The 22,032-nt window shown below is 53.1% G+C and carries 23 protein-coding genes; 10 read left to right on the top strand and 13 right to left on the bottom strand.

The annotated features are described in order from the left end of the window. Nucleotides 1-283: integrase core domain-containing protein (locus tag BUB13_RS12150; RefSeq protein ID WP_139249373.1), on the top strand; the 283-nt coding region annotated here is incomplete at its 5' end. A 69-nt stretch (nt 284-352) separates the two neighbouring features. On the opposite strand, the gene BUB13_RS12145 is transcribed toward BUB13_RS12150, so the two are convergent. Continuing rightward, nucleotides 353-772, bottom strand: coding sequence for a rhodanese-like domain-containing protein (locus BUB13_RS12145; RefSeq protein WP_072909034.1), 420 nt, complete (start codon nt 770-772; stop codon nt 353-355). Between the two features lie 135 nt (nt 773-907). On the opposite strand from BUB13_RS12145, the gene BUB13_RS12140 reads away from it, so the two are divergent. Next, nucleotides 908-1,813 carry a selenium metabolism-associated LysR family transcriptional regulator gene (locus BUB13_RS12140; protein WP_072909033.1) on the top strand — a complete coding sequence of 302 codons (906 nt, stop codon included), beginning with the start codon at nt 908-910 and terminating at the stop codon, nt 1,811-1,813. On the opposite strand, the gene BUB13_RS12135 is transcribed toward BUB13_RS12140, so the two are convergent. The 10 genes from BUB13_RS12135 to BUB13_RS12090 all read right to left on the bottom strand — a co-directional run bounded on the left by BUB13_RS12135 (nt 1,728) and on the right by BUB13_RS12090 (nt 11,086). After that, on the bottom strand, nt 1,728-3,584 hold the full coding sequence (locus BUB13_RS12135) for an ATP-binding protein (protein ID WP_072909032.1): 1,857 nt from the start codon (nt 3,582-3,584) through the stop codon (nt 1,728-1,730). The genes BUB13_RS12140 and BUB13_RS12135 overlap by 86 nt on opposite strands. 115 nt (nt 3,585-3,699) lie before the next feature. After that, the gene (def, locus tag BUB13_RS12130) at nt 3,700-4,209 is read right to left on the bottom strand and encodes a peptide deformylase (RefSeq protein WP_072909031.1); all 510 of its coding nucleotides are present in this window, start codon (nt 4,207-4,209) and stop codon (nt 3,700-3,702) included. A gap of 7 nt (nt 4,210-4,216) precedes the next feature. Further along, nucleotides 4,217-4,756 carry a glycine cleavage system transcriptional repressor gene (locus BUB13_RS12125; protein ID WP_072909030.1) on the bottom strand — a complete coding sequence of 180 codons (540 nt, stop codon included), beginning with the start codon at nt 4,754-4,756 and terminating at the stop codon, nt 4,217-4,219. 66 nt (nt 4,757-4,822) lie between these two features. Beyond that, nucleotides 4,823-5,599 carry a PstS family phosphate ABC transporter substrate-binding protein gene (locus tag BUB13_RS12120; RefSeq protein WP_072909029.1) on the bottom strand — a complete coding sequence of 259 codons (777 nt, stop codon included), beginning with the start codon at nt 5,597-5,599 and terminating at the stop codon, nt 4,823-4,825. Nucleotides 5,600-5,693: 94 nt separating this feature from the next. Continuing rightward, nucleotides 5,694-6,596 carry a protoheme IX farnesyltransferase gene (locus tag BUB13_RS12115; protein WP_072909028.1) on the bottom strand — a complete coding sequence of 301 codons (903 nt, stop codon included), beginning with the start codon at nt 6,594-6,596 and terminating at the stop codon, nt 5,694-5,696. Between the two features lie 12 nt (nt 6,597-6,608). Beyond that, nucleotides 6,609-7,817, bottom strand: a complete 1,209-nt coding sequence (coxB, locus tag BUB13_RS12110; protein ID WP_072909027.1) for a cytochrome c oxidase subunit II — start codon at nt 7,815-7,817, stop codon at nt 6,609-6,611. Nucleotides 7,818-7,825: 8 nt separating this feature from the next. Continuing rightward, nucleotides 7,826-8,110, bottom strand: a complete 285-nt coding sequence (locus BUB13_RS12105; protein WP_072909026.1) for a cytochrome C oxidase subunit IV family protein — start codon at nt 8,108-8,110, stop codon at nt 7,826-7,828. Nucleotides 8,111-8,119: 9 nt separating this feature from the next. Beyond that, on the bottom strand, nt 8,120-8,719 hold the full coding sequence (locus BUB13_RS12100) for a cytochrome c oxidase subunit 3 family protein (RefSeq protein WP_072909025.1): 600 nt from the start codon (nt 8,717-8,719) through the stop codon (nt 8,120-8,122). Next, nucleotides 8,709-10,331 carry a cytochrome c oxidase subunit I gene (locus BUB13_RS12095; protein ID WP_072909024.1) on the bottom strand — a complete coding sequence of 541 codons (1,623 nt, stop codon included), beginning with the start codon at nt 10,329-10,331 and terminating at the stop codon, nt 8,709-8,711. The genes BUB13_RS12100 and BUB13_RS12095 overlap by 11 nt, the downstream gene beginning before the upstream one ends. Beyond that, nucleotides 10,328-11,086 (bottom strand): SCO family protein, encoded by a 759-nt coding sequence (locus tag BUB13_RS12090; protein ID WP_139249372.1) that lies wholly within the window; start codon nt 11,084-11,086, stop codon nt 10,328-10,330. Before BUB13_RS12090 ends, BUB13_RS12095 begins: the two co-directional genes overlap by 4 nt. 181 nt (nt 11,087-11,267) lie before the next feature. Here BUB13_RS12090 and BUB13_RS12085 point away from each other — a divergent pair, with 181 nt between their 5' ends. From BUB13_RS12085 to BUB13_RS12065, 5 genes are read left to right on the top strand one after another with little or no spacing between them, the layout of a single operon-like run. Then, complete coding sequence (locus BUB13_RS12085; RefSeq protein WP_072909022.1) at nt 11,268-11,462, top strand: SlyX family protein; 195 nt, start codon at nt 11,268-11,270, stop codon at nt 11,460-11,462. After that, complete coding sequence (locus BUB13_RS12080) at nt 11,455-11,985, top strand: rhodanese-like domain-containing protein (RefSeq protein WP_084092058.1); 531 nt, start codon at nt 11,455-11,457, stop codon at nt 11,983-11,985. The genes BUB13_RS12085 and BUB13_RS12080 overlap by 8 nt, the downstream gene beginning before the upstream one ends. Beyond that, nucleotides 11,982-12,431: a MauE/DoxX family redox-associated membrane protein gene (locus BUB13_RS12075; protein ID WP_072909021.1), complete on the top strand. Its 450-nt coding sequence runs from the start codon at nt 11,982-11,984 to the stop codon at nt 12,429-12,431. The genes BUB13_RS12080 and BUB13_RS12075 overlap by 4 nt, the downstream gene beginning before the upstream one ends. Then, the gene (locus BUB13_RS12070) at nt 12,431-13,477 is read left to right on the top strand and encodes a KamA family radical SAM protein (RefSeq protein ID WP_072909020.1); all 1,047 of its coding nucleotides are present in this window, start codon (nt 12,431-12,433) and stop codon (nt 13,475-13,477) included. The genes BUB13_RS12075 and BUB13_RS12070 overlap by 1 nt, the downstream gene beginning before the upstream one ends. A gap of 10 nt (nt 13,478-13,487) precedes the next feature. Further along, the gene (locus BUB13_RS12065; RefSeq protein WP_072909019.1) at nt 13,488-14,483 is read left to right on the top strand and encodes a 4Fe-4S binding protein; all 996 of its coding nucleotides are present in this window, start codon (nt 13,488-13,490) and stop codon (nt 14,481-14,483) included. Nucleotides 14,484-14,492: 9 nt separating this feature from the next. On the opposite strand, the gene BUB13_RS12060 is transcribed toward BUB13_RS12065, so the two are convergent. Together BUB13_RS12060 and BUB13_RS12055 are read right to left on the bottom strand one after the other, a co-directional pair. Further along, nucleotides 14,493-16,793, bottom strand: coding sequence for a PAS domain-containing hybrid sensor histidine kinase/response regulator (locus BUB13_RS12060; protein WP_072909018.1), 2,301 nt, complete (start codon nt 16,791-16,793; stop codon nt 14,493-14,495). A gap of 70 nt (nt 16,794-16,863) precedes the next feature. Next, nucleotides 16,864-17,889 carry a radical SAM/SPASM domain-containing protein gene (locus BUB13_RS12055; protein WP_072909017.1) on the bottom strand — a complete coding sequence of 342 codons (1,026 nt, stop codon included), beginning with the start codon at nt 17,887-17,889 and terminating at the stop codon, nt 16,864-16,866. Nucleotides 17,890-17,924: 35 nt separating this feature from the next. Here BUB13_RS12055 and BUB13_RS12050 point away from each other — a divergent pair, with 35 nt between their 5' ends. The 3 genes from BUB13_RS12050 (at nt 17,925) to BUB13_RS12040 (ending at nt 22,031) form a co-directional block, all read left to right on the top strand. Next, nucleotides 17,925-18,404, top strand: coding sequence for a cupin domain-containing protein (locus BUB13_RS12050; RefSeq protein ID WP_072909016.1), 480 nt, complete (start codon nt 17,925-17,927; stop codon nt 18,402-18,404). 299 nt (nt 18,405-18,703) lie between these two features. After that, the gene (gene ilvB / locus BUB13_RS12045) at nt 18,704-20,374 is read left to right on the top strand and encodes a biosynthetic-type acetolactate synthase large subunit (RefSeq protein WP_072909015.1); all 1,671 of its coding nucleotides are present in this window, start codon (nt 18,704-18,706) and stop codon (nt 20,372-20,374) included. A gap of 163 nt (nt 20,375-20,537) precedes the next feature. Next, a complete protein-coding gene (locus tag BUB13_RS12040) occupies nt 20,538-22,031 on the top strand; it encodes a helicase HerA-like domain-containing protein (protein WP_072909014.1) in 1,494 nt (497 codons plus the stop codon). Nucleotide 22,032: the final 1 nt, after the last annotated feature.

The following is a 22,032-nucleotide window of genomic DNA, read 5'->3' as shown; positions in this document are numbered from 1 at the left end:
ACAGTATTGCTCAGGGGTCTATCAGCAAGAACTGAAGCGTCATGGCATAACGCCATCAATGACAGATGGTTACGATTGTTATCAGAATGCTTTGGCTGAAAGGGTGAACGGCATATTGAAGCAAGAGTTTCTGCTCCACAAATGCCGTAATTTGCAAGAGCTGAAAGGCCTGGTTCGAGAATCGGTCGCTATTTACAACCGCTTACGGCCACACCTTAGTTTGAATATGCAAACACCGGAAGAAGTACATAAGAAAGCCACCTCCATGGGGGAGGTGGCTTAGGAAAAAACTGTCAACGTATTTTAGGACGTGACAGCAACTGTTCTCAAAAAAAAGCCTGCGCCGGTAGTTCTATTTCTGTGCAAGCAGCTCCGGGTAAGGCCAGCCTTGCTGCCCTTTTTCGAGGATGAATAGGCGTTCAGATGCGATCCCCTGCTTCTCCAGATGATCATAGGCGCGTTTGGCTCCACCACCGCCGCGCGGGCAGACAACGACGACGATCTCTGAAGATTCCTTCAGTTGAGGCAGAAACGCGTCAATCCTGCTTTTGTCTGCGTCAGATTTGACCGGGTAGGCATAGGTTGCCAACGCGTTCGGTAGATGGTGTTGGTTGAATTCTTCTTCAACCTGAATATCGATTAAAGCCATCGGCACCTTGTTGTTCAAGTTATCTCGCGTGTCGGCAGAAGAGATGTACTGGTAGGATCCGGCCCAGGCTGGCGAAAGAAGGCAGAACAGGACGATTAAAAGCAGCAAAAAAGATTTTTTCATTTTTCTTTCCTCTCATGTGGCTGTGAAAATAGATTATGAACGGGTACAGATATATATGTGGCTTGACCAGATTTGGTCAAATGGATATTTTTTATAAAAACGATCATGTTGATCGTTTTTATCGATGGAGGAACTATGAATCTGCGCCAGCTTGATCTTTTTGTTGCTGTTGCCGAAACCGGGAGTTTTTCCCGCGGTGCTGAAATTATCTGCCTGACCCAATCAACAGTCAGCCAACACATTGCGGCCCTCGAGGATGAGGTCGACACCAGATTGTTTGACCGAACCCAGCAGGGAGCGTTGCTGACGCCGGGCGGCGAGGTGTTTCTGCGTCACGCTCGGCGGATTCTGGCGGAGCGCGATCAACTTTATCAGGGGATGGCAAATTTCAATGGTCTGTCGGAAGGAGATTTGTTGATCGGGGCAAGCAACATCCCTGCAAATCACCTGATACCAGAGATTCTCCCCCGCCTGGCCCAAACTTATCCTGGCGTCTCTTTGAATATGCAGAGCGGCGACAGCCAGACGGTTCTGCAGAGCCTGCTGAGTGCGGAAGTGGAGCTCGCCGTCGTCGGTGGTCGCTCGGATAACAAAAAGCTCGAATTCCTGCCGCTTGGCAGTGATGTCCTGGTCCTGATTGTCGGCAGAAAGCATCCCTGGTATGGCAAAGGGATGATCTCTTTAAACGATCTGACGCAGCAGCCAATGGTGGTCCGGGAGAAAAGTTCCGGTAGTGAACAGGCATTATTACGGGAGCTGCAGCGGATTAATTTTGATACGGGGCAGTTGCAGATAGCAGCTCGACTTGGCAGTAATGAGGGCGTTCGACAAGTCGTCCTCTCCGGTTTCGGTTGTGCATTTGTTTCAGAATTGTCTGTGCGCCACGAGCTGGAAGCTGGTGACCTGTGGCAGGTTTCTGTTGGTGGTATGCGGGTTGAAAGGAAGTTCTGGCTGGCTAGCCTGCGTGGCCGCTCCCTGTCCCCTGCAGCGATTGCTCTGTCGCGGCTGCTGCAGGAAGCTTACCCGGCAGCGAAGAACTGAAATCGATCATGATTTTGTCCAGCAGCCTGTACAGCTGTTTGCTGGTGAAGGGTTTGGTCAGGTATTCATCCATCCCGGCCTGCAGGCATTCTTCCTGATCCCCTTTCATGGCATTGGCGGTAATGGCGCTGATGGGGGTCCGCCTGTTTGCGAGCTGCTGATTGAGCTGTGCTTGCAGGTCGCTCGGTAGTGAGGGGTGTGCCAGTTGCCCGCGCTCGGCATCTCTTATGATACGGCAGGCACTGAGCCCGTCCATGCCCGGCATCTGGATATCCATCAGGAGGATATCGCAGGGGTTTTCGGCCAGCTTCTCCAGGCAGTTCTCACCGTTAATAGCCGTTCGAACCCGATGTCCCCTTTCTGCCAGGATCGTTTTGATCAGCTCCTGATTGATCAGGTTATCTTCCGCAACCAGGAAGTTGAAAGCCTGATCGGTTTTGCTGACACTGTCGGTATGCGTTTCGGACTCATCCTGGCTCGCTTGCTCCAGCAGTATGTCGAAAGTGAAGGTCGAGCCTTTGTCCTTTTCACTTGTCAGAGATATCTTTCCCCCCATAAGCGTGACCAGTTGCTTGCAGATTGTCAATCCAAGACCTGAACCACCATAGCGCCGTACGGTCGAGGAATCAGACTGGTTGAAACTGGCAAAAATAAGATCCTGGTTCTCAGGAGGAATGCCGATACCTGTGTCGGTCACGCTGAATTCTAGCCTGATCTGTTTTTCAGAGGCCGTCAGCTCGCGAACAAGCAGGTCGACACTTCCATGATGGGTAAACTTGATAGCGTTGCTGATGAGGTTCAGTAACACCTGGCGTAATCTCAATTCATCGCCGCAGAGCTTGTCGGGCAGCCCTTGCAGGTTATGCTGTATGTGCAAAGTCAGGCCTTTTTCACGGGCAGACAGCTCAGTTGTCTCATAGAGTGAACTGAGTAACTCGGACAGCCGGAAATCATGCTTGTCGATGGCAAGCTGGCCTGCCTCGATCTTTGACAGATCGAGAATGTCATTCAGCAGGGCGAGAAGGCTGTCAGAGGACTTTTTCACGACATCGAGCAATTTGCGTTGCCTCTCCGTCAGGTCGGTTTTGAGAAGAATTTCGTTCATACCGATGATCGCAGCCATTGGATTTCTGATTTCATGGCTCATGTTTGCCAGAAAAGCAGATTTTGCAGTTGTCGCCTGCTCTGCCTTTTGTTTTTCTGCCACCAGCTGATCCGCCATCTGCATCAATTCCGCATAGGATTGCTCACGCGATTTCTCTGCCAGGTAAGCAAAAAAGATAACCACCAGCATGGACGGGAAAAACCGTAGCATCAGGGAGCTCGAGTAGGTGGCGAAACCTTCTGGCATTGCAGCGGGGAAAAGTGTGTAGAGCAAGGCGATTGCCAGCAAGGCCGATGCTGTAATCGCGCCTCGTTTCGCACCCAGCAGAAAAGATGAAATCAGCGGGAATACGTAAAACCAGACATAGGCGCTGTTATCCACGCCACCGGTAAAGAAAAGGAAAAGGCAAAACAGGGAAAAGAAGACAGAGCCAGAGTAGACAATCAGTCGCGGATCCTTCCCCTTCGTCTGCAATATCAATAGCGATGCCATGATCGCCAGGCAGATGATGTCAGCGATGGCCAGCCGGAGGTTTCCTTGAGCGTAGGCAATCGCTGCCATTGGGAACAGGAAGATAACGGCAATTCGAAAGATCAATTGGGCGAGCTTGAGCTTCCTCCGCTCTTCCTTCGCCTGAATTGTCGCTGCCGTTAAGGTTTCTTCCATACAGCCCCGATAATTTTGATGTTTACGTTTAGATCATAGTAGGAATGGGTTCTTCGATTATTCTATCAACTTTCGATATTAATACAAACGTATTAGCTGCCTGCCTGTGCTGCCGCTATTTTTTCTGCTTACGGCGAAACAGGTCGGTTTTCAAGCTTGAGACCCGGTCGAGAAAAAGGTGGCCGTCCAAGTGGTCCAGTTCATGCTGAATGGCGATCGCTTCAAACCCTTCAGACGGAACGACTTTGAAATCACCGTTCTCATCCAGATACTGCACGACGATCTTTTCAGCGCGGGTGACGTTGCCGGTGTAGTCCGGGACAGACATGCAGCCCTCGCGGACGACCTGGCTGCCCTCGGTTTCTATGATCTTCGGGTTGACCATCTGCATCAGCCCGTGGTTCACCTGCTTTTTCCCCAGCTTGCTTTTCGAGACATCGACCACCACGGCGCGGCGCAAGTCGCCGATTTGCGGTGCGGCAACACCAACCGAGTGGCCGGCGTCAATCATGGTATCGACCAGGTCTTGCAGCAGTTGGCGGACTGAATCGTCAAAATCATCAACCGGCGCGCACATTTCTTTCAGGCGCGGGTCGGGATAAACCAGTACTTCTTTAACAGCCATCGTTCTTTTATAACTCCACGGCCAGCAGTGAGCGGACTGAAATATCGACCTGCAGCTTCTGTTTCAGTTCCACCATCCAACTCTCGACCGTTTCGATCTCGACCTCGTCCGGCAGGATGGCTTCGATCATCATGACGTAGACCGGGCGCTTTTCATCGCCAATCAGTTTGGTGTTGAGGTCGGTGATGTTGATCTGACGGTCACCCAGTTCCTTTGCCACTTGGTAGACAATTCCTGGTTTGTCAGCGCCGTAAACCGAAATCATGCAGAGATGGCCTTCAAGCTCAGGGCGTTCTTCGCCACCCGGCTTCAGGGTGCGGATGAAAACCGACAGGTTGCTCTCTTCCAGCTTGGCAAAGTCGTCGGCAAACTGTTCTTTACTGGTGATTTTCGGGTTGGAGATGATCAGGATCATGGAGAATTGACCACCGAGAATCGAGCAGCTTGAGTCGGCAATATTGAAGCCGTCACGATAGAGAATTTCCGTGACCTGGGAGACGATCCCGGGGCGATCGCGCCCGATAATGGTCAGTGCGAAGTATTGCATAATCTACCTCCAAAACGGGTAAGGCGGGCAAGCCCGCCAAATTTATCGAATGAAAAAAGAATCTTGTTACAAATCAGCCGGCAGCAGGCCAAGCATTGATAAACCACCTCGCCATTCCGTTGATTCCGCGAAACGCCGGGCAGCTTTGACAACTTTGTGGTCTGCATTTTTCTGATCGTAAGTCAGCCCGATGTTGACACCGATCTCAAAGTCGGTGACATCGAGGATGTTGATGAAAGAAAAGTTCGGTTTGGAGCCAAAAGCGATGGAGTAGGCCCCATCATCGGTTTTCAGGTAATCAACAACTTCGTTGTCTCTCTTCAGGATCAGGTCGAAACTGGAGTTGCTGAATTGGGGGTACGCTGCCTTCAGCGCGGCAAAGAAGGCTTCAGACGATTCGCGGCCGATCACTTTGATAGCGGTGTCCGGGCCTCCCAGGTCTTTCCAGTTTTCGATCCTGCCGAGAAAGATCGCTGCAACCTGGTCGAGGGTTAACCTGTTCAGGCCGACTTTCGGTCCAATGACAAAGACAAAGGGAACTTTGGCAAGAAACAGTTCAATTTTGCCCAGTTTCTTTTCTTCCGCGTTGAACGGGCGCCCGATCCTTCCAAACAGGTAGTCATCACTGTTTTTTATGCCACCTGCATGCTTTGCCGATGTGGCCGGGACGTAGAAGTGGTAGTCGGCTGCTTCCGGCTTTTTGCTTAAAAACTGAAAAAACAGCTGGGCGACTGCCGTTGAAGGCCCGGCCCCGGCGACCATCTGTTTGGTGTCGTCGGCCAGTGGGGCATTCGCACATGTCAGTGTGAAAAGGAGTCCTGCGAGTAAAGTCGCGAAACGCATTGGAAGAAACCCCAGCAGTGAATATTTAAGTCAGGTAATCGATTAATTTTACAAGCTAAAATTTGCTGGTTTTACTGTCAAGGGAATACGTATCTTAAAACCCCGCAAAGCTGTTGTCGAGTAACAGTAAAAGAAGCAGGAGGGTCATCGATAAGTTGGTCAGGTGGAAGAGTTTTTTGGCTTTCGGTTGTTTTTGTCGACTCTCGCTGAAAATTGCCAGACCGATCGCTGCCAGCCCGGCGAGAAAAACTGCGCGGAAAGAAGCAGAACCGAGGTAGCCGAAAAGTGGAAACTGCAGATAGCAGAACAGCAGCGCCAGCAACCAGTAGCTATTGATGCGCATCAACCGTTGCGTTGAAAAGGTCGTAAACAGGTTTGGCAGGCCGCTCAGTTGCAGATCTTTGCGGTAATGGCAGAGCAGCAGCCAGCTGTGGGGAACCTGCCAGAGGAACAGGGTAATAAACAGGCTGATGATTTTGACATCAAGCAGCGATTCGCCGGCAGCCGTCCAGCCGATTAATGGTGGTAGCGCGCCGCAGATCGCCCCCGGAAGGGCAGCAAATGCCGTCACTCGCTTAAGCGGCGTGTAGATGGCGTTGTACCAGATGATTGCCAAAAGACCGAGCAGCAGTGGCAGTTGTGATGGCAAAAAGGCCAGCAAAAGCAGACCGCAAACGAGCAAAACAGCGGTCAAGAAAAGGGCGGCTGAAGGGGGCAGGGTGCCCGCGGGGAGAGGCCGGTTACGGGTCCGCTGCATGCGAGCGTCAAGATCCCGCTCCTGCCACTGGTTCAGTGCCGAGCATCCAGCGGCTAAAAGCAGCACAGCAAAGCACACCTGAAAGCTTTCCAGCGACCAGCGCTGAGCGCCGAACAGGTTCCCGGTCAGTGCCGCGAAGGCCACCATTCCGGAGAGTTCAGCGCGGGTCAGAAGGCGCAGATCATTCAGTCGCAGCAGCAGCTGGTTGAGCGGAATTGTCGTAGTTTGCAGTTTTGCCATAGTGCTTTGTCTCTATTGCTGCAGCAGGTACTGCACCAGCGCATCGATCTCTTCGTCCGACAGGTAATCGGCCGAGGGCATAATCGCCGGGAAACCTTTGACCAGCTCTTTGTTTGGGTTGAGCAGCGCCTGCCGCAGGTAGGCCGCATCGACTTTAATGGTTTTCTCTTCGTTGTCGCGGATAATTGTCACCTGCCGGCTGCCGAGTCCTTTGAAGGTCGGCGCGATCGACTCACTACCGTCGTTTGAGTGGCAGCCGATGCAGCCGTTGTTTTCCAGCAGTGCACGGGCGTCGATTTTCGGCGCAACCGGTTTCTGCACCTTGCCGAGCAGGTAATCGACCACGGCCTGCAGATCTGCATCGTTCATTGTGTTTTCATCGTAGGCCGGCATCATCGGGTCGTATCCTGCCACCACTTCCGCATTCGGGTCGCGGATCGCACGTTTCAGGTACTCGGCGTTGATGGTGATTTCTCCGCCGCTGGCGAGATTTCTCTTCTGCCCGGCCAGCTGGAAGAGGCTGGGTGCAATCCCCTCGCTACCATCGAGGCTGTGGCAGCCGACGCAGCCGAGTTCGTTCATCACTGCCAGGCCACGCGCTTCTCCGCCCGTTGCTTTCGGCTGCTGCCAGGCGGCGAAATCTGCTTCGTTCAAAGCCTCGATACTAGTCGTCATATCTGCATGCCCGACCCCGCAATATTCAGCGCAGAAGATATCGTAGCTGCCTGGTTCTGTTGCTTCGAACCAGATGTAGGTCTCCATGCCGGGGACCGTGTCCCGCTTGATGCGGAAGGCCGGGGCGAAGAAGCTATGCAGCACATCAGTTGAAATCAGCTGCACTTTTATCGGTTTGCCGACCGGCACATAAAGCTTGCTGGCCCGCTGGCCGTCCGGGTATTCGAAGGTCCAGGACCACATCCGCGCCGTCGCTTTAACCTCAAGTGCGCCTTCCGGCACCTCGCGCAGGCCGGTATAGTTGGTCCAGCCGTACCAGAACATGGTCAGCACGATCAATGTTGGCAGCAGGGTCCAGATGGTTTCCAGCAAGATGCTGTGGGAAACCTCGGAGGTTGGTTCCGGGTGCTTCGAGCGATGATATTTGATCACTAGCCAGACGGTGACGACGGTGATTCCGAGCAGCAGAATCAGCGAAAAACCGAAAATGTAAATCAGAACGTTATCGACAGCCTGGGCCGTCGGATTATTCGCCAGTGCGTTCACGATCTCTCCTAACGATAGAGCACATCAAAGAAGGTCATGCCGATAAAAATCGCCAGTATCGTCAGCATCACCAACAGGCCGATTTTAAAGAGTTTCGATTCCTGCCGCAGGTGCATGAAAAAGAAAATGACCAGACTCGACTTGACCGAAGCAACCAGCAGCGCGACCCAGATGTTCAGGGCGCCCAGATCGAAGCGTGAGACCACGACTGTTACGACTGTCAGCCCGATCAGTGCGAGCCATATGTTGATGAATGTCCGGTAGGGAACCGGTGCGTGTTTTTCTTCGGACATGGGTTCACCTCATAGGATCAGGTAATAGAGCGGGAACAGGAAAATCCATACCAGGTCGACCAGGTGCCAGTAGAGAGCGCTGTTTTCCAGCAGGGTGTAACGATCGCTGGTCACCTTGTCTTTTGCCGTCATCACCGCAACCACTGCAATCAGGGTGGCGCCGATGAGAACGTGCAACCCATGCAGGCCGGCAGTGAAATAATAGAGGTTGAAAAAAACGGTGATTCCTGCCCCCATCTCGGCCAGATGCTCCGAACCGGGGTAAATGCCGTGACTGATTTCTGCCGACCACTCGAAATACTTGTTGATCAGAAAGACGATCGCCAGGGCAATAGTGACCCAGCAAAGCTGCAGGCACTGCTTCTTACGCCCCATCTGGATGGCGCTGATCGCCAGCGCGATCGTTAAACTGCTGGTCAGCAGCACAATGGTATTGGCCCCGCCGAAGTAAACGTTCAGCTTGTTGCTGGCCTGGCTGAACTCGGCCGGGTAATTGGTCAGTGAAACCGCGTAAATGATAAACAGCCCGCTGAACAGGATCACTTCGGTATAGAGGAACAGCCACATGCCGAAGCGGGCGCCGGTGTCGTCGCGATGCTCAATACTCATCGGCTACCACTCCTTTGTAGTCATAAGGGCCTTTGCTGACGACCGGATCTTTCGGGCCGAAGTTGTCCATCGGTGGCGGTGAAGGGATATCCCATTCGAGCGTCGCTGCGCCCCAGGGGTTTTTACCGACCGGGTCACCGGCACGACATCCGAGAAACAGGTTGACGAACATCATCACCAGGCCGACAGCCAGTATCCAGGAACCGAAAGTTGCTACTTGGTTAAGCGTCGTGAACTCTGGCAGGTAATCGTAATAGCGTCGTGGCATGCCCTGGATGCCGACCGCCTGCATCGACATGTAGGTGATATTGAAGCCGACAAAGAGCAGCGCCCAGGCCACCAGCGCCGGTTTGTGCTGATACATGCGGCCGGTGAATTTCGGCAGCCAGTAGTGCAGGGCGGCGAAAAAAGCGAAACCGGTGCCGCCGAACATGGTGTAGTGGAAGTGGCCGACGACGAAGGTGGTGTCGTGCAGGTGGATATCGGCTGCTGCCGCTCCCAGCGCCAGGCCGCCGAGGCCGCCGATGGCAAAGTTGAAAATAAAGGCGAGGGAGTGAAGCATCGGTGGTGCCAGCTGGATAGAGCCTTTGTAGAGGGTGGAAATCCAGTTGAATATCTTGATCGCGCTTGGAATCGCGACGATGAAAGTCAAAAAGGAGAACACCAGAACGGCAAAGTCGCTCATGCCGCTGGCGTACATGTGGTGTGCCCAGACCAGTGATCCGGCGAAAGCGATCGCCAGCGAGGAGAGCGCCATCGCCCAGTAGCCGAACAGTGGCTTACGGGCAAACGTCGGAATAACCTCCGAAATGACCCCCATTCCCGGCAGGATCATGATGTAAACCGCCGGGTGTGAATAGATCCAGAATAGATGCTGAAACAGGATCGGATCGCCGCCCCGCGCGGCATCGAATAAGCCTGCGCCAAAGGTCCGCTCGAGAATCACCAGTACCAGGGTGATTCCCAGCATCGGCGTTGCCAGCACCTGAATCCAGGCTGTAGCGTAGAGGGTCCAGACGAACAGTGGTAGCCGTCCCCAGCCCATTCCTTCAGCGCGCAACCGGTGGATGGTGGTGACAAAGTTGATCCCGGTCAGGATCGAGGAAAAGCCGAGCATGAATGCTGCGAAGGCCGCCAGGTTGACGTTGGTCGTGGTCTGGGTGCTGAAGGGGACGTAGAAGGTCCAGCCGGTATCAGGTGCGCCGCCGCCAGAGAAAATAGCAAGCAGGGCCAGAATCGCGCCGATGACGTAAAAATACCAGGAGAGCAGGTTCAGCTTGGGAAAGCTGACATCCCGCGCACCGATCTGGATCGGCATGATCAGGTTACCAAAAGCCGCCGGAATGCTCGGGATGATGAAGAGGAAGATCATGATGATGCCGTGGACCGTGAATGTTGCGTTGTAAGTCTGTGGTCCCATGATCGTCGGTCCCGGTGCGATCAGCTCCAGTCGAATCGCCAGCCCCAGGCAGACAGCGACCAGGAACATGGTGACGATGCAGCCCAGGTACATGATGCCGATCCGCTTGTGATCGGTCGACAGCAGCCAGCCGAGAATGCCGGAACGTGGGCTTTCCTTCCAGAAACCGGTATATGTTGAGGTCTGACTCATTTCTTCTTCTTTCTACCGCTGAGGATAAGGAACAGCATAAAGGAACCGAGAGTCAGCAGGATGACAGTGCCACTGACTCGCAGCAGGTTAAAAACATAACGACGCCCTTCCGGGTCGTAAGTAAAGCAGTATTCCAGGGCCTTGCGGATCGGTGTGCCGATGCGGCCTTCACTCGCCTCGTAGAGGGCCATGGTCAGGTCGAGGGGCATGAATCGTTGCCCGATAAGGTAGCGGACGATGGTTCCGTCCGGAGTTACCACAAAGGTGGCTACGGGGTGCAGGAACTCCTTGCCTTCCTTCGCAAAATAATACCCGGCGGCGTCTGTCAGCTGCAAAATATTTTCCTGTGTACCGGTCAGAAAATGCCAGGCGCCTTCCGGGAAAGGTTCCTGTATTGCTGTCAGGTAGGTTTTCTTATTGTGTTTGGCAAGCTCCACTGTTTCTTCGGGGTCGAAGCTTAAGGCGATGATTTCGTAATCTTCCCCCGGCACCAGCTTGACGTCAGGAAGCACTTGCGACAAGCCACCCAGCATGAAATTGCAGACGCTGCGACATTCGTAGTAGACAGGAACGATTAGTGTCGGTCGATCGATCAGTTGGCGTAGCTGGACATTTTCGCCAGCTGAATTTACAAAGCTCAGATCAAGGGGGATTTTTTCGCCAAGTTGCTCGACCAGTTCTATTCGTGGAGCAGAAACAGCAGAGCTTGTAAAAAGACAGAGCAGGATTATGTTCAGCAGAAATAGCCGTACCAAAATTGATTCTCTCTTGCCTGTGAGGAGTGGTGCGTAAAAAGGAACTACGAACATACGTTGCTGCTAAGTTTAGCGAATCAGTAAGGATTTGCAAAGGGCATGATTAGAGAAATAAAAGAGAGTTGGCAAGAAGGGGGCCGCGGCGTTATAACTTGACAGAATTTTCCGTCTGGAGATTGTCATGTTGGAAGAAGTCGAAGAACGTATAACCGAGCTGGAAATCCGTTTCAGCCATCAGGCACAACTGATTGATGAGTTGAACGAAGTGGTCACCGATTGCAACCTGCGTATCGATCAGCTGCAGAAAGAAAACCGGATACTGCGGGAGATGGTGAAGAGCCTGTCACCGGAAATGCTGGAGTCGCCGGATGAGTGACCTTCACCTCTCGCCGACGATGAAACGCATCCTGCTGGAGGCCTGTATTATCACCACGGTCGCTTTCGCCTTTGGGCTGATGGTCAATTACCAGATGGTGATGAACTCCTTTGCAGGTAAGTCGGTTTCTACCTCTGTCGAGAAGACCGCTGACGGTAATTCTACCGGTGGTGCAGTGACTGATCTGCTTTACCCCGACCCGGTCGATATGGAGGAGATCGATGACCTGTTAGCTGAGGGGGCTTTGCTGGTCGATGCTAGAAATAATGAAGATTACAAAGCCGGGCACCTGAAGAGTGCTATTTCGTATCCGATTGGGGATGCCGAAACCAAGCTTGAAGACTTTATGCAACAAGTACCCAAAGATCGAACGCTGATCCTGTATTGCAATGGCTTCGGTTGTCCTGACTCTTTCGATCTCGGTGTTTTTCTTCTGAACGCTGGCTATCAGGATGTTCTCGCCTACGAAGGTGGTTATCCCGAATGGCGGGACGCTGGGCGGCCGCTGGAGAAGGGACTATGAAGGAAAAGCTTTCAGCGGTTATCTATCATGTCAGTCGCCTGGTGCTGGCAGGTACATTTATTTATGCGGGTTACATCAAGGGGGCTGACCCGGTCGCTTTTGCCGGCCAGGTGGCCAACTACCAGATTTTACCCTACGCATGGAATTTCGTTGTTGCCGCCACACTGCCTTACATCGAGTTTTTATGTGGTGCCATGCTGCTGCTGAATCAGCGGGTGCGGCCGGCAGTGCTGGTTTTGTTCGGGTTGAATCTGATTTTTATGCTTTTGCTCAGTTACACTATTGCTCGCGGGCTTGATATTGATTGTGGCTGCTTTAACCCCGATGCGGAGAGCAAGACCAAGCCGCTGCACGCACTCTGGCGCGATGCCGGGCTGATGCTGTTGATGATTTCCACCTGGATGCTGCGTTACCGCCAGTCGTTGCCGGAAGATCGCGAGGATTGATGGCGACGGAAAACTGGCAGCAAAGTCTGAAAGACAGCATCAGCACACCGGAGCAGTTAGCGGAATATTTTCGTCTCGATCCGGCCCCGTTGCGGCAGGTTGCAGAGCGCTATCCAATGCGCATTTCTCCTCACTATCTACGCCTAATTGAACAGCCGGGGGATCCTATCTGGCTGCAGTCTGTCCCTGATCTGCGTGAGTTGGATGATGCCGGTCTGGTCGATCCCCTCGGGGAGGAGGATCTGTCTCCTGTCCCGGCAGTGATTCATCGCTATCCGGATCGGGTCATTTTTCTTGTCTCCAGCAGTTGTGCCACCTACTGTCGCTTTTGTACCCGCAAACGTAAAGTCGGCTGCCGCGAGTTGTCACTCAGTTTCAAGGAGTTGCGCGACGGCATCGACTATATTGCGGCAACACCGGAAATTCGCGATGTCATTTTTTCCGGAGGAGATCCCCTTTTGTTACCAGATCCTGTGCTGGCTGACCTGTTGGCAAGAGTACATGCGATCCCTCATGTTGAGATGATTCGCATAGGCAGCCGGGTACCGGTAACTTTGCCGGAGCGGATTACCGGTAAGCTCTGTCAAATATTGCAGCGTTTTGCGCCGATCTATCTGAATACACACTTCAACCACCCACGTGAGTTGACTGTTGAATCTGCTGCGGCCTGTTCCAGGCTGGCCGATGCCGGAATTGTCCTCGGTAACCAGACGGTCCTGTTGCGTGGGGTGAATGATCGCCCGCAGATTATCGCTGATCTTTTTCGTGGCTTGCTGAAAATGCGGGTACGTCCGTATTACTTGCACCAGATGGATCTGGTGCGGGGCGGTGAACATTTTAGGACTTCCATTAATACTGGCCTCAATATCATAAAAAATCTGCGTGGCCCAGTGTCGGGCTTGGCAAACCCTTATTATGTTATAGATCTCCCTGGAGGGAAAGGGAAGGTGCCGTTGGTACCGGACGACGTTGTTCGTGAAGGTGATCGCCTGCTGATACGGGCAGCCAGCGGCGAGTTGGTAGAATATTCAGATAAGGTTGATTGATAACAGAATCATGAAATTTTTGACTGGTTGGAACAATGTGGTCCGCTGGCGCTTGCTCGTTCAGTGGGCTTTTCTTGGTTGGTGTCTCTTTCTTGGTGTGCAGTTTGCGCTCTTCGTGCGTCATTTTGAACTGCTTGGCCAGACCGCTTATTATCCGCGTCCGCCCGGGGTTGAAGGTTTTCTGCCGATCGGAGCCCTCGTCAGTTTGAAAGCCTGGCTCACCAGTGGTTATTTCGATCATGTCCATCCGGCCGCGCTGGTGCTGTTTCTCACCTTTCTCGCTATGGCACTGTTTGCACGAAAATCATTTTGTTCCTGGCTCTGTCCGGTCGGAACCTTGTCTGAGGGATTGTGGAAGCTGGGGCGAAAAGTTTTTGGTAAAAACTTCCGCATCTGGCGCTGGCTTGATTTGCTATTCCGCGTGGCGAAATACGGGCTATTGTTTTTTTTCATCAAACTGGTGCTGCTCGATATGCCGAGCATGGCGCTGAAAGGCTTTCTGCAAGCTCCTTACTGGTCAATGGCAGACATCAAAATGCTACACTTCTTCACCCGTATGTCACCAACAAGCCTGGCAGTGATTGCCGTATTGACCGTGTTGTCGGTCTTTTATCAGAATTTCTGGTGTCGTTATCTTTGCCCTTATGGTGCGCTGCATGGCCTTTTCAGCTTTTTCAGCCCGCTGCGGATAGTTCGGAATCAACAGAGCTGTACCAATTGTGGCGCCTGCAGTCGGGCTTGCCCGGCGCAGATCGATGTGCAAAATAAAAAATACGTTTGCTCTGTAGAGTGCACCGGGTGTCTCACCTGTGTCACTCATTGCCCGGAAAAAGAGACATTGAATATCGCCTTCTGGAAACGTCCATTGCCAGGCTGGAGCTTTGCCTTGCTGGTACTCTTCCTCTTTTCGGGTGGCGTATTGATCGGGATGATGAGTGGGCACTGGGAGACGAGCTTGCAATATTCTGATTACCAGAGGTTGGTGCCACTGGCGAATCGTCTGTAATTTAGCTTGCTAGCCAGTCAGCGCTGTTTCGATCGCATGCTGCAGTTCTTCAATGCTGTAGGGTTTGCAGACCACCCCTTTGAAACCGTACTCTTCGTAGCGGGACATTACCGGGTCTTCGGCGTATCCGCTGGCGACCAATGCTTTGGCCTGCGAATTGATAGCATGGATTTCTTTCAGCGTCTCTAATCCACCAGGCCCACCAGGAATGGTCAGATCGAGGATCAGCAGGTCAAACTCATTCTGCCGGTATCTGCGTAAAGTTTTTTCACAATCGGTTGCTGTTTCTACTTTGTGGCCCAAGCTTTCCAGCATCTCGGAAACCAGATCAAGGATAACCAATTCGTCATCCATCACCAGAATACGAGCACTGTCAACGCTGTTTCGGCGGGTTGCTTTTGGCTTGTTATCTCCTTCTACCGGAGTTTTGTCGCTCGCAGGAATCAATAGGGTGAAAGTGGTGCCTTGGCCAGGGCTCGAATCGACCTCTATTTGACCTTTGTGGCGATGGATAATCGAGTAAACCGTTGCCAGACCCAAACCGCTGCCGGTTTGTTTTGTGCTGAAATATGGATCGAAAATTTTTCCGAGGTCTTGTTTGTTTATACCTGTTCCCGTGTCTCTAACTGATACTTTCAGATATTTTCCGGGAGACAGGTTTTTAATTTTACCGTCAGTGTTGTCGTAGTTCTGCAGGTTGATGAAGAGCTTTCCGCCGTCCGGCATCGCCTGGTTGGCGTTGGTGGTCAGGTTGGAAAAAACCTGCTGGATCTGGCCTTTGTCCACGTCAGCGGTCCAGAGATCTGAAGGTATGTCAAAGATCGCTTTAACGTTACTGCCGGTCAGGTCGAAGAGCACGACATCTTTCATCAGCTCTGTCAGGCTGACATGATCACGAATCGGCTCACCGCCTTTGGCAAAGGTGAGAAGCTTTCCGGTCAGGTTTTTAGCCCGTTCCGCACTGTTTTCAGCTTTTTCCAGATTCTTGAATGCAGGATGCTCCGTGTCCAGCTTGCGCTTGGCCATGGTGATGTTGCCGAATAACCCCATGAGAATATTGTTGAAATCGTGGGCAATCCCCCCGGCAAGGATGCCGATACTCTCCAGGGTTTGTATTCTTTGTAAATCGCTGTGAAGGCGCAGTTCTTCGCCGATGTCGCGGAAAACCAGGACAGTCCCTTTTACGCTCCCTTCGGTATCTTTGATCGGTGAAGCAGAGCAGGCGACCTGGTGTTCGCCGCCGTTTTTCATTTTCAACTGCGCATGGCGCAGTTTGGCCGTATGTGCGTCCGAGGTCTGAAGGTGATGGACAAAATTCTTTATCGGTTTGCCGTCTTCCGGATCAGCGAGTTGGAAAACATCTTTGAGATTTTGCTCCAGCGCTTCATTCTCTGACCAGCCGGTTAATTTTTCCGCCACCCGGTTGAGGTTGATGATCTTCTGCTGGAAATCGGTGGCGATAACGGCGTCGCCGATTGAGTTAAGAATGGTGCGTAAATGTTCTTCGCTCTCCCGCAGGTTTCTTTCAGCCTGTTTTCGGTCGGTGATGTCGAGAGCTGTAAACGTTATGCCTTCGCCCAGATTGTCAGGGTTTATCGGCGTAGAACTGAGCAGCACGTCGAACAAGCTTCCGTCTTTTCGCACCATCTGGGTTTCGACGGTGCCGGTTCCATGGTGACTAATCTGACGATACTTTTCTCGACCGACCCACTCAAACACTTCTTCTGTCAGGTAGAGTTTGCGAGCCGGCAGCCCTTCCAGCTCTTCCGCGTTGTATCCTGTCATCTCGCAAAACCTGCGATTAGGCCTGTGGATAACACGGTCTAAAGTGACGCCGATTCCGGTCGGAGCGACCCGCAAAATACTGGCTAAGCGTGCTTCACTGTTTTTAAGAGCGAGCTCGCCCTTTTTACTTTCGTCAATATCGGTGTGCATTCCTGCGATGCGGACCGGCGCGCCGTCAGCATCGTAAGTAATGACTTTGCCCTGGCCGAGAATCCACATCCAGTCACCATTTTTTTTCTTAAACCGAAACTTGGTTGTGAATCCTTCGTTTTTACCGTCTATGGTTTGTGAAATCGCTTCGAGAACCTGATCAATATCCTCCGGATGAACTCGGTTTTGCCATTCTTCATAGGCACAGGGAAATTCATGCGGGGTATAGCCGGAGATTTTGTAGTAATTGTCATCAAAATAAATTTTATTTTCCTGCGGGAACCAGTCCCAGATACCGCTGTTGGCTCCACGCAGGGCAAATTCCAGTTGCTCCCGGCTGGCTCGCAACTCTTCTCGTGTTTTATCGATATTCATACATACCTGGCCTCGGTTTCATCCCTCTGAATGGTTCCGGAAAATATTAATGTAATTATAGCAACAGTTTTTAGGGTTTCAGCAAAGGGGAAAGATTGCCGAAACGGGTTGCTGATTTGTCCAGTTGCTGCAGCTGGATGACAAAGTCGGCGTGCTCCGGGTGGTTGCTGAGATGAACGGCACGACGCTGATATTCCTGTCGGCTGAACGTTCCCCAGTTGACCAATTTGCTCAAATAGAGAGTTGCTCCCAGCTTTTCCGCAAGGTTGCCGAGAAGGCTGATTTCATGACGGTTGTTCTGTTGTACGACCATACTCAGGGTCAATCGACAACCCGTTGTTTTCAGGAAGTCGAGATTTTGCAGCAGCCGTTGGAAATCCCCTCCCGGCCGGTTAAGCCGATAGCTTTGCTCGGTCGCGGCATCGAGAGAGATTTCAATCTCACTGACGAGGGGCGGCAGGTCGGGCAGGCTCTGCCACATTTGCTTTGTCAGGAGTTGGCCGTTTGTGTGCAATCGTACCTGCTGCAATTCGGGGAAATCACGCTGATTAAAGGTTCGCAAAAGATTGTAATAGGTTGGACTGGCAAAAGGATCACCGAATCCGCTCAACGTGATGTGGTGAGCGTGAGGGATCAGCTTCTGCTGCAGAATCTGGCTGATGCGCTGCGCGCGTTGCAACTCGAGTCCGCTGGCTTGTTGAATTTTATTGCGACAGCTGGGGCAGGCAAGATTGCAGCTGTGGTCGAAGCAGAGGTTGAGTTGGCGTGGTAAAAATGAGACTTTTCCTTTTTTAGCGGCGATAGCCACTTTGAGCTCGTCATCTGCGACCTCATCAATGCACTTGACCGGGGCTGTTCTGTTGAGCAAATGCGGGCAGCGTTTTGCGCTGCAGTTGTGGAAGCTGCCGTTACTGACGCTTTTACGAATTTCCTGTGCGACCGGTCCGTTCCAGATATCATCGATGCTCTGTCGCAGCAGGTTACCGATCGGTCGTTTCAGCCAGGCCGGGCAGCAGAGAAAGACGCTGCCGTCCGGGTGGATTTCAAACCACTCGAAAGGACGGGTGCAGACAAGCTGTTGTTCTGATATGGTCAAAGGAATTCTCCAATAAAATTCCCAGGAGTTTTACCATGCATCTCCGCGCACAACAACTGATCGATCAGCTTGGACTGCAACCTCACCCAGAGGGCGGCTACTATCGTGAAGTCTACCGTAGCGGGCTGCAGGTGCAGTCCGAGAGCGTTAAAGAACTCCGTGCCGCGATGACCGATATCTATTTTCTGCTATCAGCAGGGCAAATCAGCCGCTGGCACCGGGTGGCCCACGATGAACTCTGGAACCTGTACGAAGGGGCACCGCTGAAATTGCATCAGCTCAGCCCTGACTTGTCGACCTGCAGCAGTCATCAGCTTGATGCCGAGGTCGGCTGTTTTAAGCACCTTGTTCCAGCCAACTATTGGCAGGCTGGAGAAAGTTGTGGCGATTATACGCTGGTAGGTTGCACCGTGGCACCCGGTTTCGATTTCAGTGACTTTTGCATGCTGAAAGATCTGCCGGAAACTGCGGCGAAGGTTTACGCTGATTTCCCGCAATTGGCTGCGTTGATTTGAGTCTTGTTTGGTCAGACCAATTGTTGACTGAAAAGGCGATCTTTTCTGTTGACACTCATGAGTGCCTCAGTTAAATTCAGCGGCCAAGGAGTTAAAACAATGTTTCGAGCTTTTTTGAACATAAACCTGCTGCTGGTCGTCGTAGTGGTGGTCGTCAACTGACGGCTCGCGGTGACCTTGGTTCGGTTGAGAATCGAAAGGGAGCGCGGGTCAGCAAGCCTGGCGCTCTTTGTTCACATAGATTGAACAGGCCGCGGGGCAAGCAACCGCGGCCTGTTTTTTTATTTGAGGAGATTGAGATGAAGACTGGAGCACAGATTCTACTTGAATGCCTGAAGAAAGAAGGGGTAAGTACCATTTTCGGCTATCCGGGTGGGCGTTCCCTGCTGGTTCACGATGAGTTGATGGACGATCCGGATATCAAGCATATCCTGGTTCGCCATGAGCAGGGGGCTGCACATGCGGCTGACGGTTATGCACGGACCACCGGGCAGGTTGGTGTCTGCTTGTCGACCTCCGGACCGGGCGCTACCAACCTGGTCACCGGGATAGCCACTGCTTACATGGATTCTGTCCCGATGGTTGCTCTGACCTGCCAGGTCCCGACCGCTGCAATCGGCAACGATGCTTTTCAGGAAGCCGATATGGTCGGGATTACCCGGCCGATCACCAAGCACAACTATGTTGTCACCGATATCAATGATTTGGCAAAAATCATTCACGAAGCCTTTTATATCGCCCGCACGCGACGCCCGGGGCCGGTACTGGTCGACCTGCCGAGTGATGTGATCGGAGCAAAGATCAAACCGGTGGAGTCAGAACCGGCCAAGCGACGGGGTTACCAGGAAAAGCCTTCCTTAAACCTGAAACAGATCCAGAAAGCTGCCGCGATGATCAATAAGGCCAAGCGGCCGCTGATCTACGCTGGTGGTGGCATCACCCTGTCGAATTCGACCGACAAGTTGCGGGCGCTGGCCGAAAAGGGGAACCTTCCAGTCACCCACACCCTGATGGGGGTCGGTATCATGGACCCGGACTCCCCCCTGTCGATCGGGATGCTCGGTATGTACGGCGCCTGGTATGCGAATATGGCGGTCAGTGAGTGTGATTGCCTGATTGCCATCGGCGCTCGCTTTGACGACCGGGTGACCGGCAACGTGGAAAGTTTTGCACCCAAAGCAAAAATCATCCATTTTGATATCGATCCGACCAGTATCCGTAAAGTGGTGCAGGGCGGCTTGCCGATCGTTTGCGATGCCGCCGAAGCCCTGGAGCCTCTGACCGAATTGATCGAGCCGAAAGATCGTAGCAGCTGGTTTGAAGATATCGCGTCCTACAAGGAAAAAGCGCCGCTGCCTCGCCCCGAACGGGATCACATTGTTCCTCACGAAGTTATGGAAGCGATCCATGCCATTGCTGGAGATCAGCCGGTGGTTGCATCCGATGTCGGTTTGTCGCAGATGTGGACAGCCAACTATCTGCCGTTTGCCGGCCCGCGTCAGTACATTACCAGCGGCGGACTCGGGACCATGGGTTATGCCCTGCCGGCGGCAATGGGGGCTGCGATGGGATGCCCCGAGCGGGCTGTTTTCGCCATCAACGGTGACGGTGCTTTCCAGATGAATTGCCAGGAACTGGCAACCTGTGCGCAATACAATATCCCGGTGAAATGTATCATCCTCAATAATGGAAAATTGGGCATGGTGCGCCAATTTCAACGCCTTCTGCTGGACAGCCGCTATGCTTCGACCGACCTTGGCAACCATGTCGACTTCTGTAAGGTCTCCGAGGGGTTTGGCGTGAAAGCCCTGTATGTCAAAAGGCAGGAAGATCTGCAGTCGGTTCTGCAGCAGGCGATGGATATTCCAGGCCCTGTCGTCGTCGAGGTGCCGATTCATCCCGATACCTACTCGTTCCCGATGGTTCTGCCTGGCAGTGATGCGACGCAGATGGTTTTCGACGCGGATTAGTGGGAAAACGAGGGGGTTCTCTGACGAGAACGGGATCGTAATGAACGGGGGCAGGTATTATCTGCCCCGTTTTTTGTTGCGCAGTTCAAACCGAGAAAACTCGGCTATACTTTCCTGAATCAGTGAGCGGATGTAGCTGGGAATTTTTCACGAGGAGTTGGACATGGCTGAATCGGTTATCAATCTGGGGGGCAGCGAAGGGAAGCTGATACAACAGCTCGCGCGCATGAGCAACAGGCATGGCCTGATCGCTGGTGCCACCGGAACTGGAAAAACGGTAACGTTACAGATGCTGGCTGAGGGCTTTTCACGCCTGGGGGTGCCGGTTTTTGCCGCAGATGTAAAAGGGGACTTGTCCGGGCTGGCCGCAAGCGGCAAACCACATCCGAAGATCGATGAGCGCCTGGCAAAGATTCCGCTGCCTGAGTACCGGCAACAGCCCTGCCCGACGCTTTTCTGGAGTATCGATAATGACCAGGGACACCCGGTGCGAACGACCATCACGGAGATGGGGCCATTGCTGCTGGCGAACCTGCTCGAGCTGAACGAGGCTCAGACCGGTATTCTCTACGCCGCCTTCGATATTGCGGATGATGAAGGAATGTTGTTGCTCGACCTGAAAGATCTGCGTTCGATGCTCAACTGGATGGGAGATAATGCCAAGGAGTTGCGGAACGAATATGGCAACATCGCCGGCAGTAGCCTCGGCGCAATTCAACGGCGCTTACTGGTGCTGGAAGAACAGGGGGCGGAACAGTTCTTTGGTGAACCGGCGCTTCAGTTGAAAGACCTGATGCATTGTGATTTTTCCGGTCGGGGCGTTATCAGCCTGCTCGATGCCAGCACGCTGATTCACCGCTCCCCGCGGGTCTATGCCGCTTTCCTGCTCTGGCTGCTGGCGGAGCTGTTCGAGCAACTGCCAGAGGCTGGTGACGCTGATCGGCCGAAGCTGGTGCTGTTTTTTGACGAGGCTCACCTGCTGTTCGAAGATGCACCGAAAAGCCTACTCGACAAAATCGAACAAGTGGTGCGGCTGATCCGCTCTAAAGGTGTCGGTATCTATTTTATCAGCCAGAGTCCCCTCGATATTCCGGAGGATATCCTCGGCCAGCTGGGGATGAAAATTCAGCACGCACTGCGCGCATTCACACCGAAGGATCGGAAAACGGTCAAGGCGGTCGCCCAGTCTTTCCGTGCCAACCCCAATATCGATACGGAGTCTGCGGTGACCCAGCTTGGCATCGGTGAGGCTCTGATTTCGGTGCTTGATGACGATGGCAGCCCGACGCCGGTCGCACGGACACTGATCTCCCCGCCGGAAGGCCAGATAGGTCCTTTGACGGAAGCTGAACGGCTGACAATGATGCAGCGTTCACCCGTAGGCAGTGCTTACGAACAGTCGGTTGACCGCGAGTCGGCCTATGAACTGTTGAAGCAGAAAACTGCCGAGCAGGAGAAACTGGACGCGGCGGAAAAGGCGCGACTGGAAGAGGAAAAAGCCGAACGGCAGATGGCGCGTCGCTCCAGCAGCCGGGGCGGTTCCCGCCGCCAGAGCACAGCTGAAGCACTGGTCAAAAGCGCCGCCCGCTCTATCGGCAGCCAGCTCGGACGACAGATCATCCGGGGTGTACTCGGTTCGATCTTCGGGCGAAGATAAA

Origin of the sequence: Malonomonas rubra DSM 5091 (assembly GCF_900142125.1) — a bacterium.
Taxonomy (GTDB): domain Bacteria; phylum Desulfobacterota; class Desulfuromonadia; order Desulfuromonadales; family Geopsychrobacteraceae; genus Malonomonas; species Malonomonas rubra.
The sequence above is the reverse complement of the archived record's forward strand: the minus strand, read 5'-3'. Positions and strand labels throughout refer to the sequence as shown.

What these genes read in the sequence shown, in the direction of transcription:
- BUB13_RS12145 (WP_072909034.1), bottom strand. Translation starts at nt 772, where the DNA reads ATGAAAAAATCTTTTTTGCTGCTTTTAATCGTCCTGTTCTGCCTTCTT.
- BUB13_RS12140 (WP_072909033.1), top strand. Translation starts at nt 908, where the DNA reads ATGAATCTGCGCCAGCTTGATCTTTTTGTTGCTGTTGCCGAAACCGGG.
- BUB13_RS12135 (WP_072909032.1), bottom strand. Translation starts at nt 3,584, where the DNA reads ATGGAAGAAACCTTAACGGCAGCGACAATTCAGGCGAAGGAAGAGCGG.
- def (WP_072909031.1), bottom strand. Translation starts at nt 4,209, where the DNA reads ATGGCTGTTAAAGAAGTACTGGTTTATCCCGACCCGCGCCTGAAAGAA.
- BUB13_RS12125 (WP_072909030.1), bottom strand. Translation starts at nt 4,756, where the DNA reads ATGCAATACTTCGCACTGACCATTATCGGGCGCGATCGCCCCGGGATC.
- BUB13_RS12120 (WP_072909029.1), bottom strand. Translation starts at nt 5,599, where the DNA reads ATGCGTTTCGCGACTTTACTCGCAGGACTCCTTTTCACACTGACATGT.
- BUB13_RS12115 (WP_072909028.1), bottom strand. Translation starts at nt 6,596, where the DNA reads ATGGCAAAACTGCAAACTACGACAATTCCGCTCAACCAGCTGCTGCTG.
- BUB13_RS12105 (WP_072909026.1), bottom strand. Translation starts at nt 8,110, where the DNA reads ATGTCCGAAGAAAAACACGCACCGGTTCCCTACCGGACATTCATCAAC.
- BUB13_RS12100 (WP_072909025.1), bottom strand. Translation starts at nt 8,719, where the DNA reads ATGAGTATTGAGCATCGCGACGACACCGGCGCCCGCTTCGGCATGTGG.
- BUB13_RS12095 (WP_072909024.1), bottom strand. Translation starts at nt 10,331, where the DNA reads ATGAGTCAGACCTCAACATATACCGGTTTCTGGAAGGAAAGCCCACGT.
- BUB13_RS12085 (WP_072909022.1), top strand. Translation starts at nt 11,268, where the DNA reads ATGTTGGAAGAAGTCGAAGAACGTATAACCGAGCTGGAAATCCGTTTC.
- BUB13_RS12080 (WP_084092058.1), top strand. Translation starts at nt 11,455, where the DNA reads ATGAGTGACCTTCACCTCTCGCCGACGATGAAACGCATCCTGCTGGAG.
- BUB13_RS12075 (WP_072909021.1), top strand. Translation starts at nt 11,982, where the DNA reads ATGAAGGAAAAGCTTTCAGCGGTTATCTATCATGTCAGTCGCCTGGTG.
- BUB13_RS12070 (WP_072909020.1), top strand. Translation starts at nt 12,431, where the DNA reads ATGGCGACGGAAAACTGGCAGCAAAGTCTGAAAGACAGCATCAGCACA.
- BUB13_RS12065 (WP_072909019.1), top strand. Translation starts at nt 13,488, where the DNA reads ATGAAATTTTTGACTGGTTGGAACAATGTGGTCCGCTGGCGCTTGCTC.
- BUB13_RS12060 (WP_072909018.1), bottom strand. Translation starts at nt 16,793, where the DNA reads ATGAATATCGATAAAACACGAGAAGAGTTGCGAGCCAGCCGGGAGCAA.
- BUB13_RS12050 (WP_072909016.1), top strand. Translation starts at nt 17,925, where the DNA reads ATGCATCTCCGCGCACAACAACTGATCGATCAGCTTGGACTGCAACCT.
- ilvB (WP_072909015.1), top strand. Translation starts at nt 18,704, where the DNA reads ATGAAGACTGGAGCACAGATTCTACTTGAATGCCTGAAGAAAGAAGGG.
- BUB13_RS12040 (WP_072909014.1), top strand. Translation starts at nt 20,538, where the DNA reads ATGGCTGAATCGGTTATCAATCTGGGGGGCAGCGAAGGGAAGCTGATA.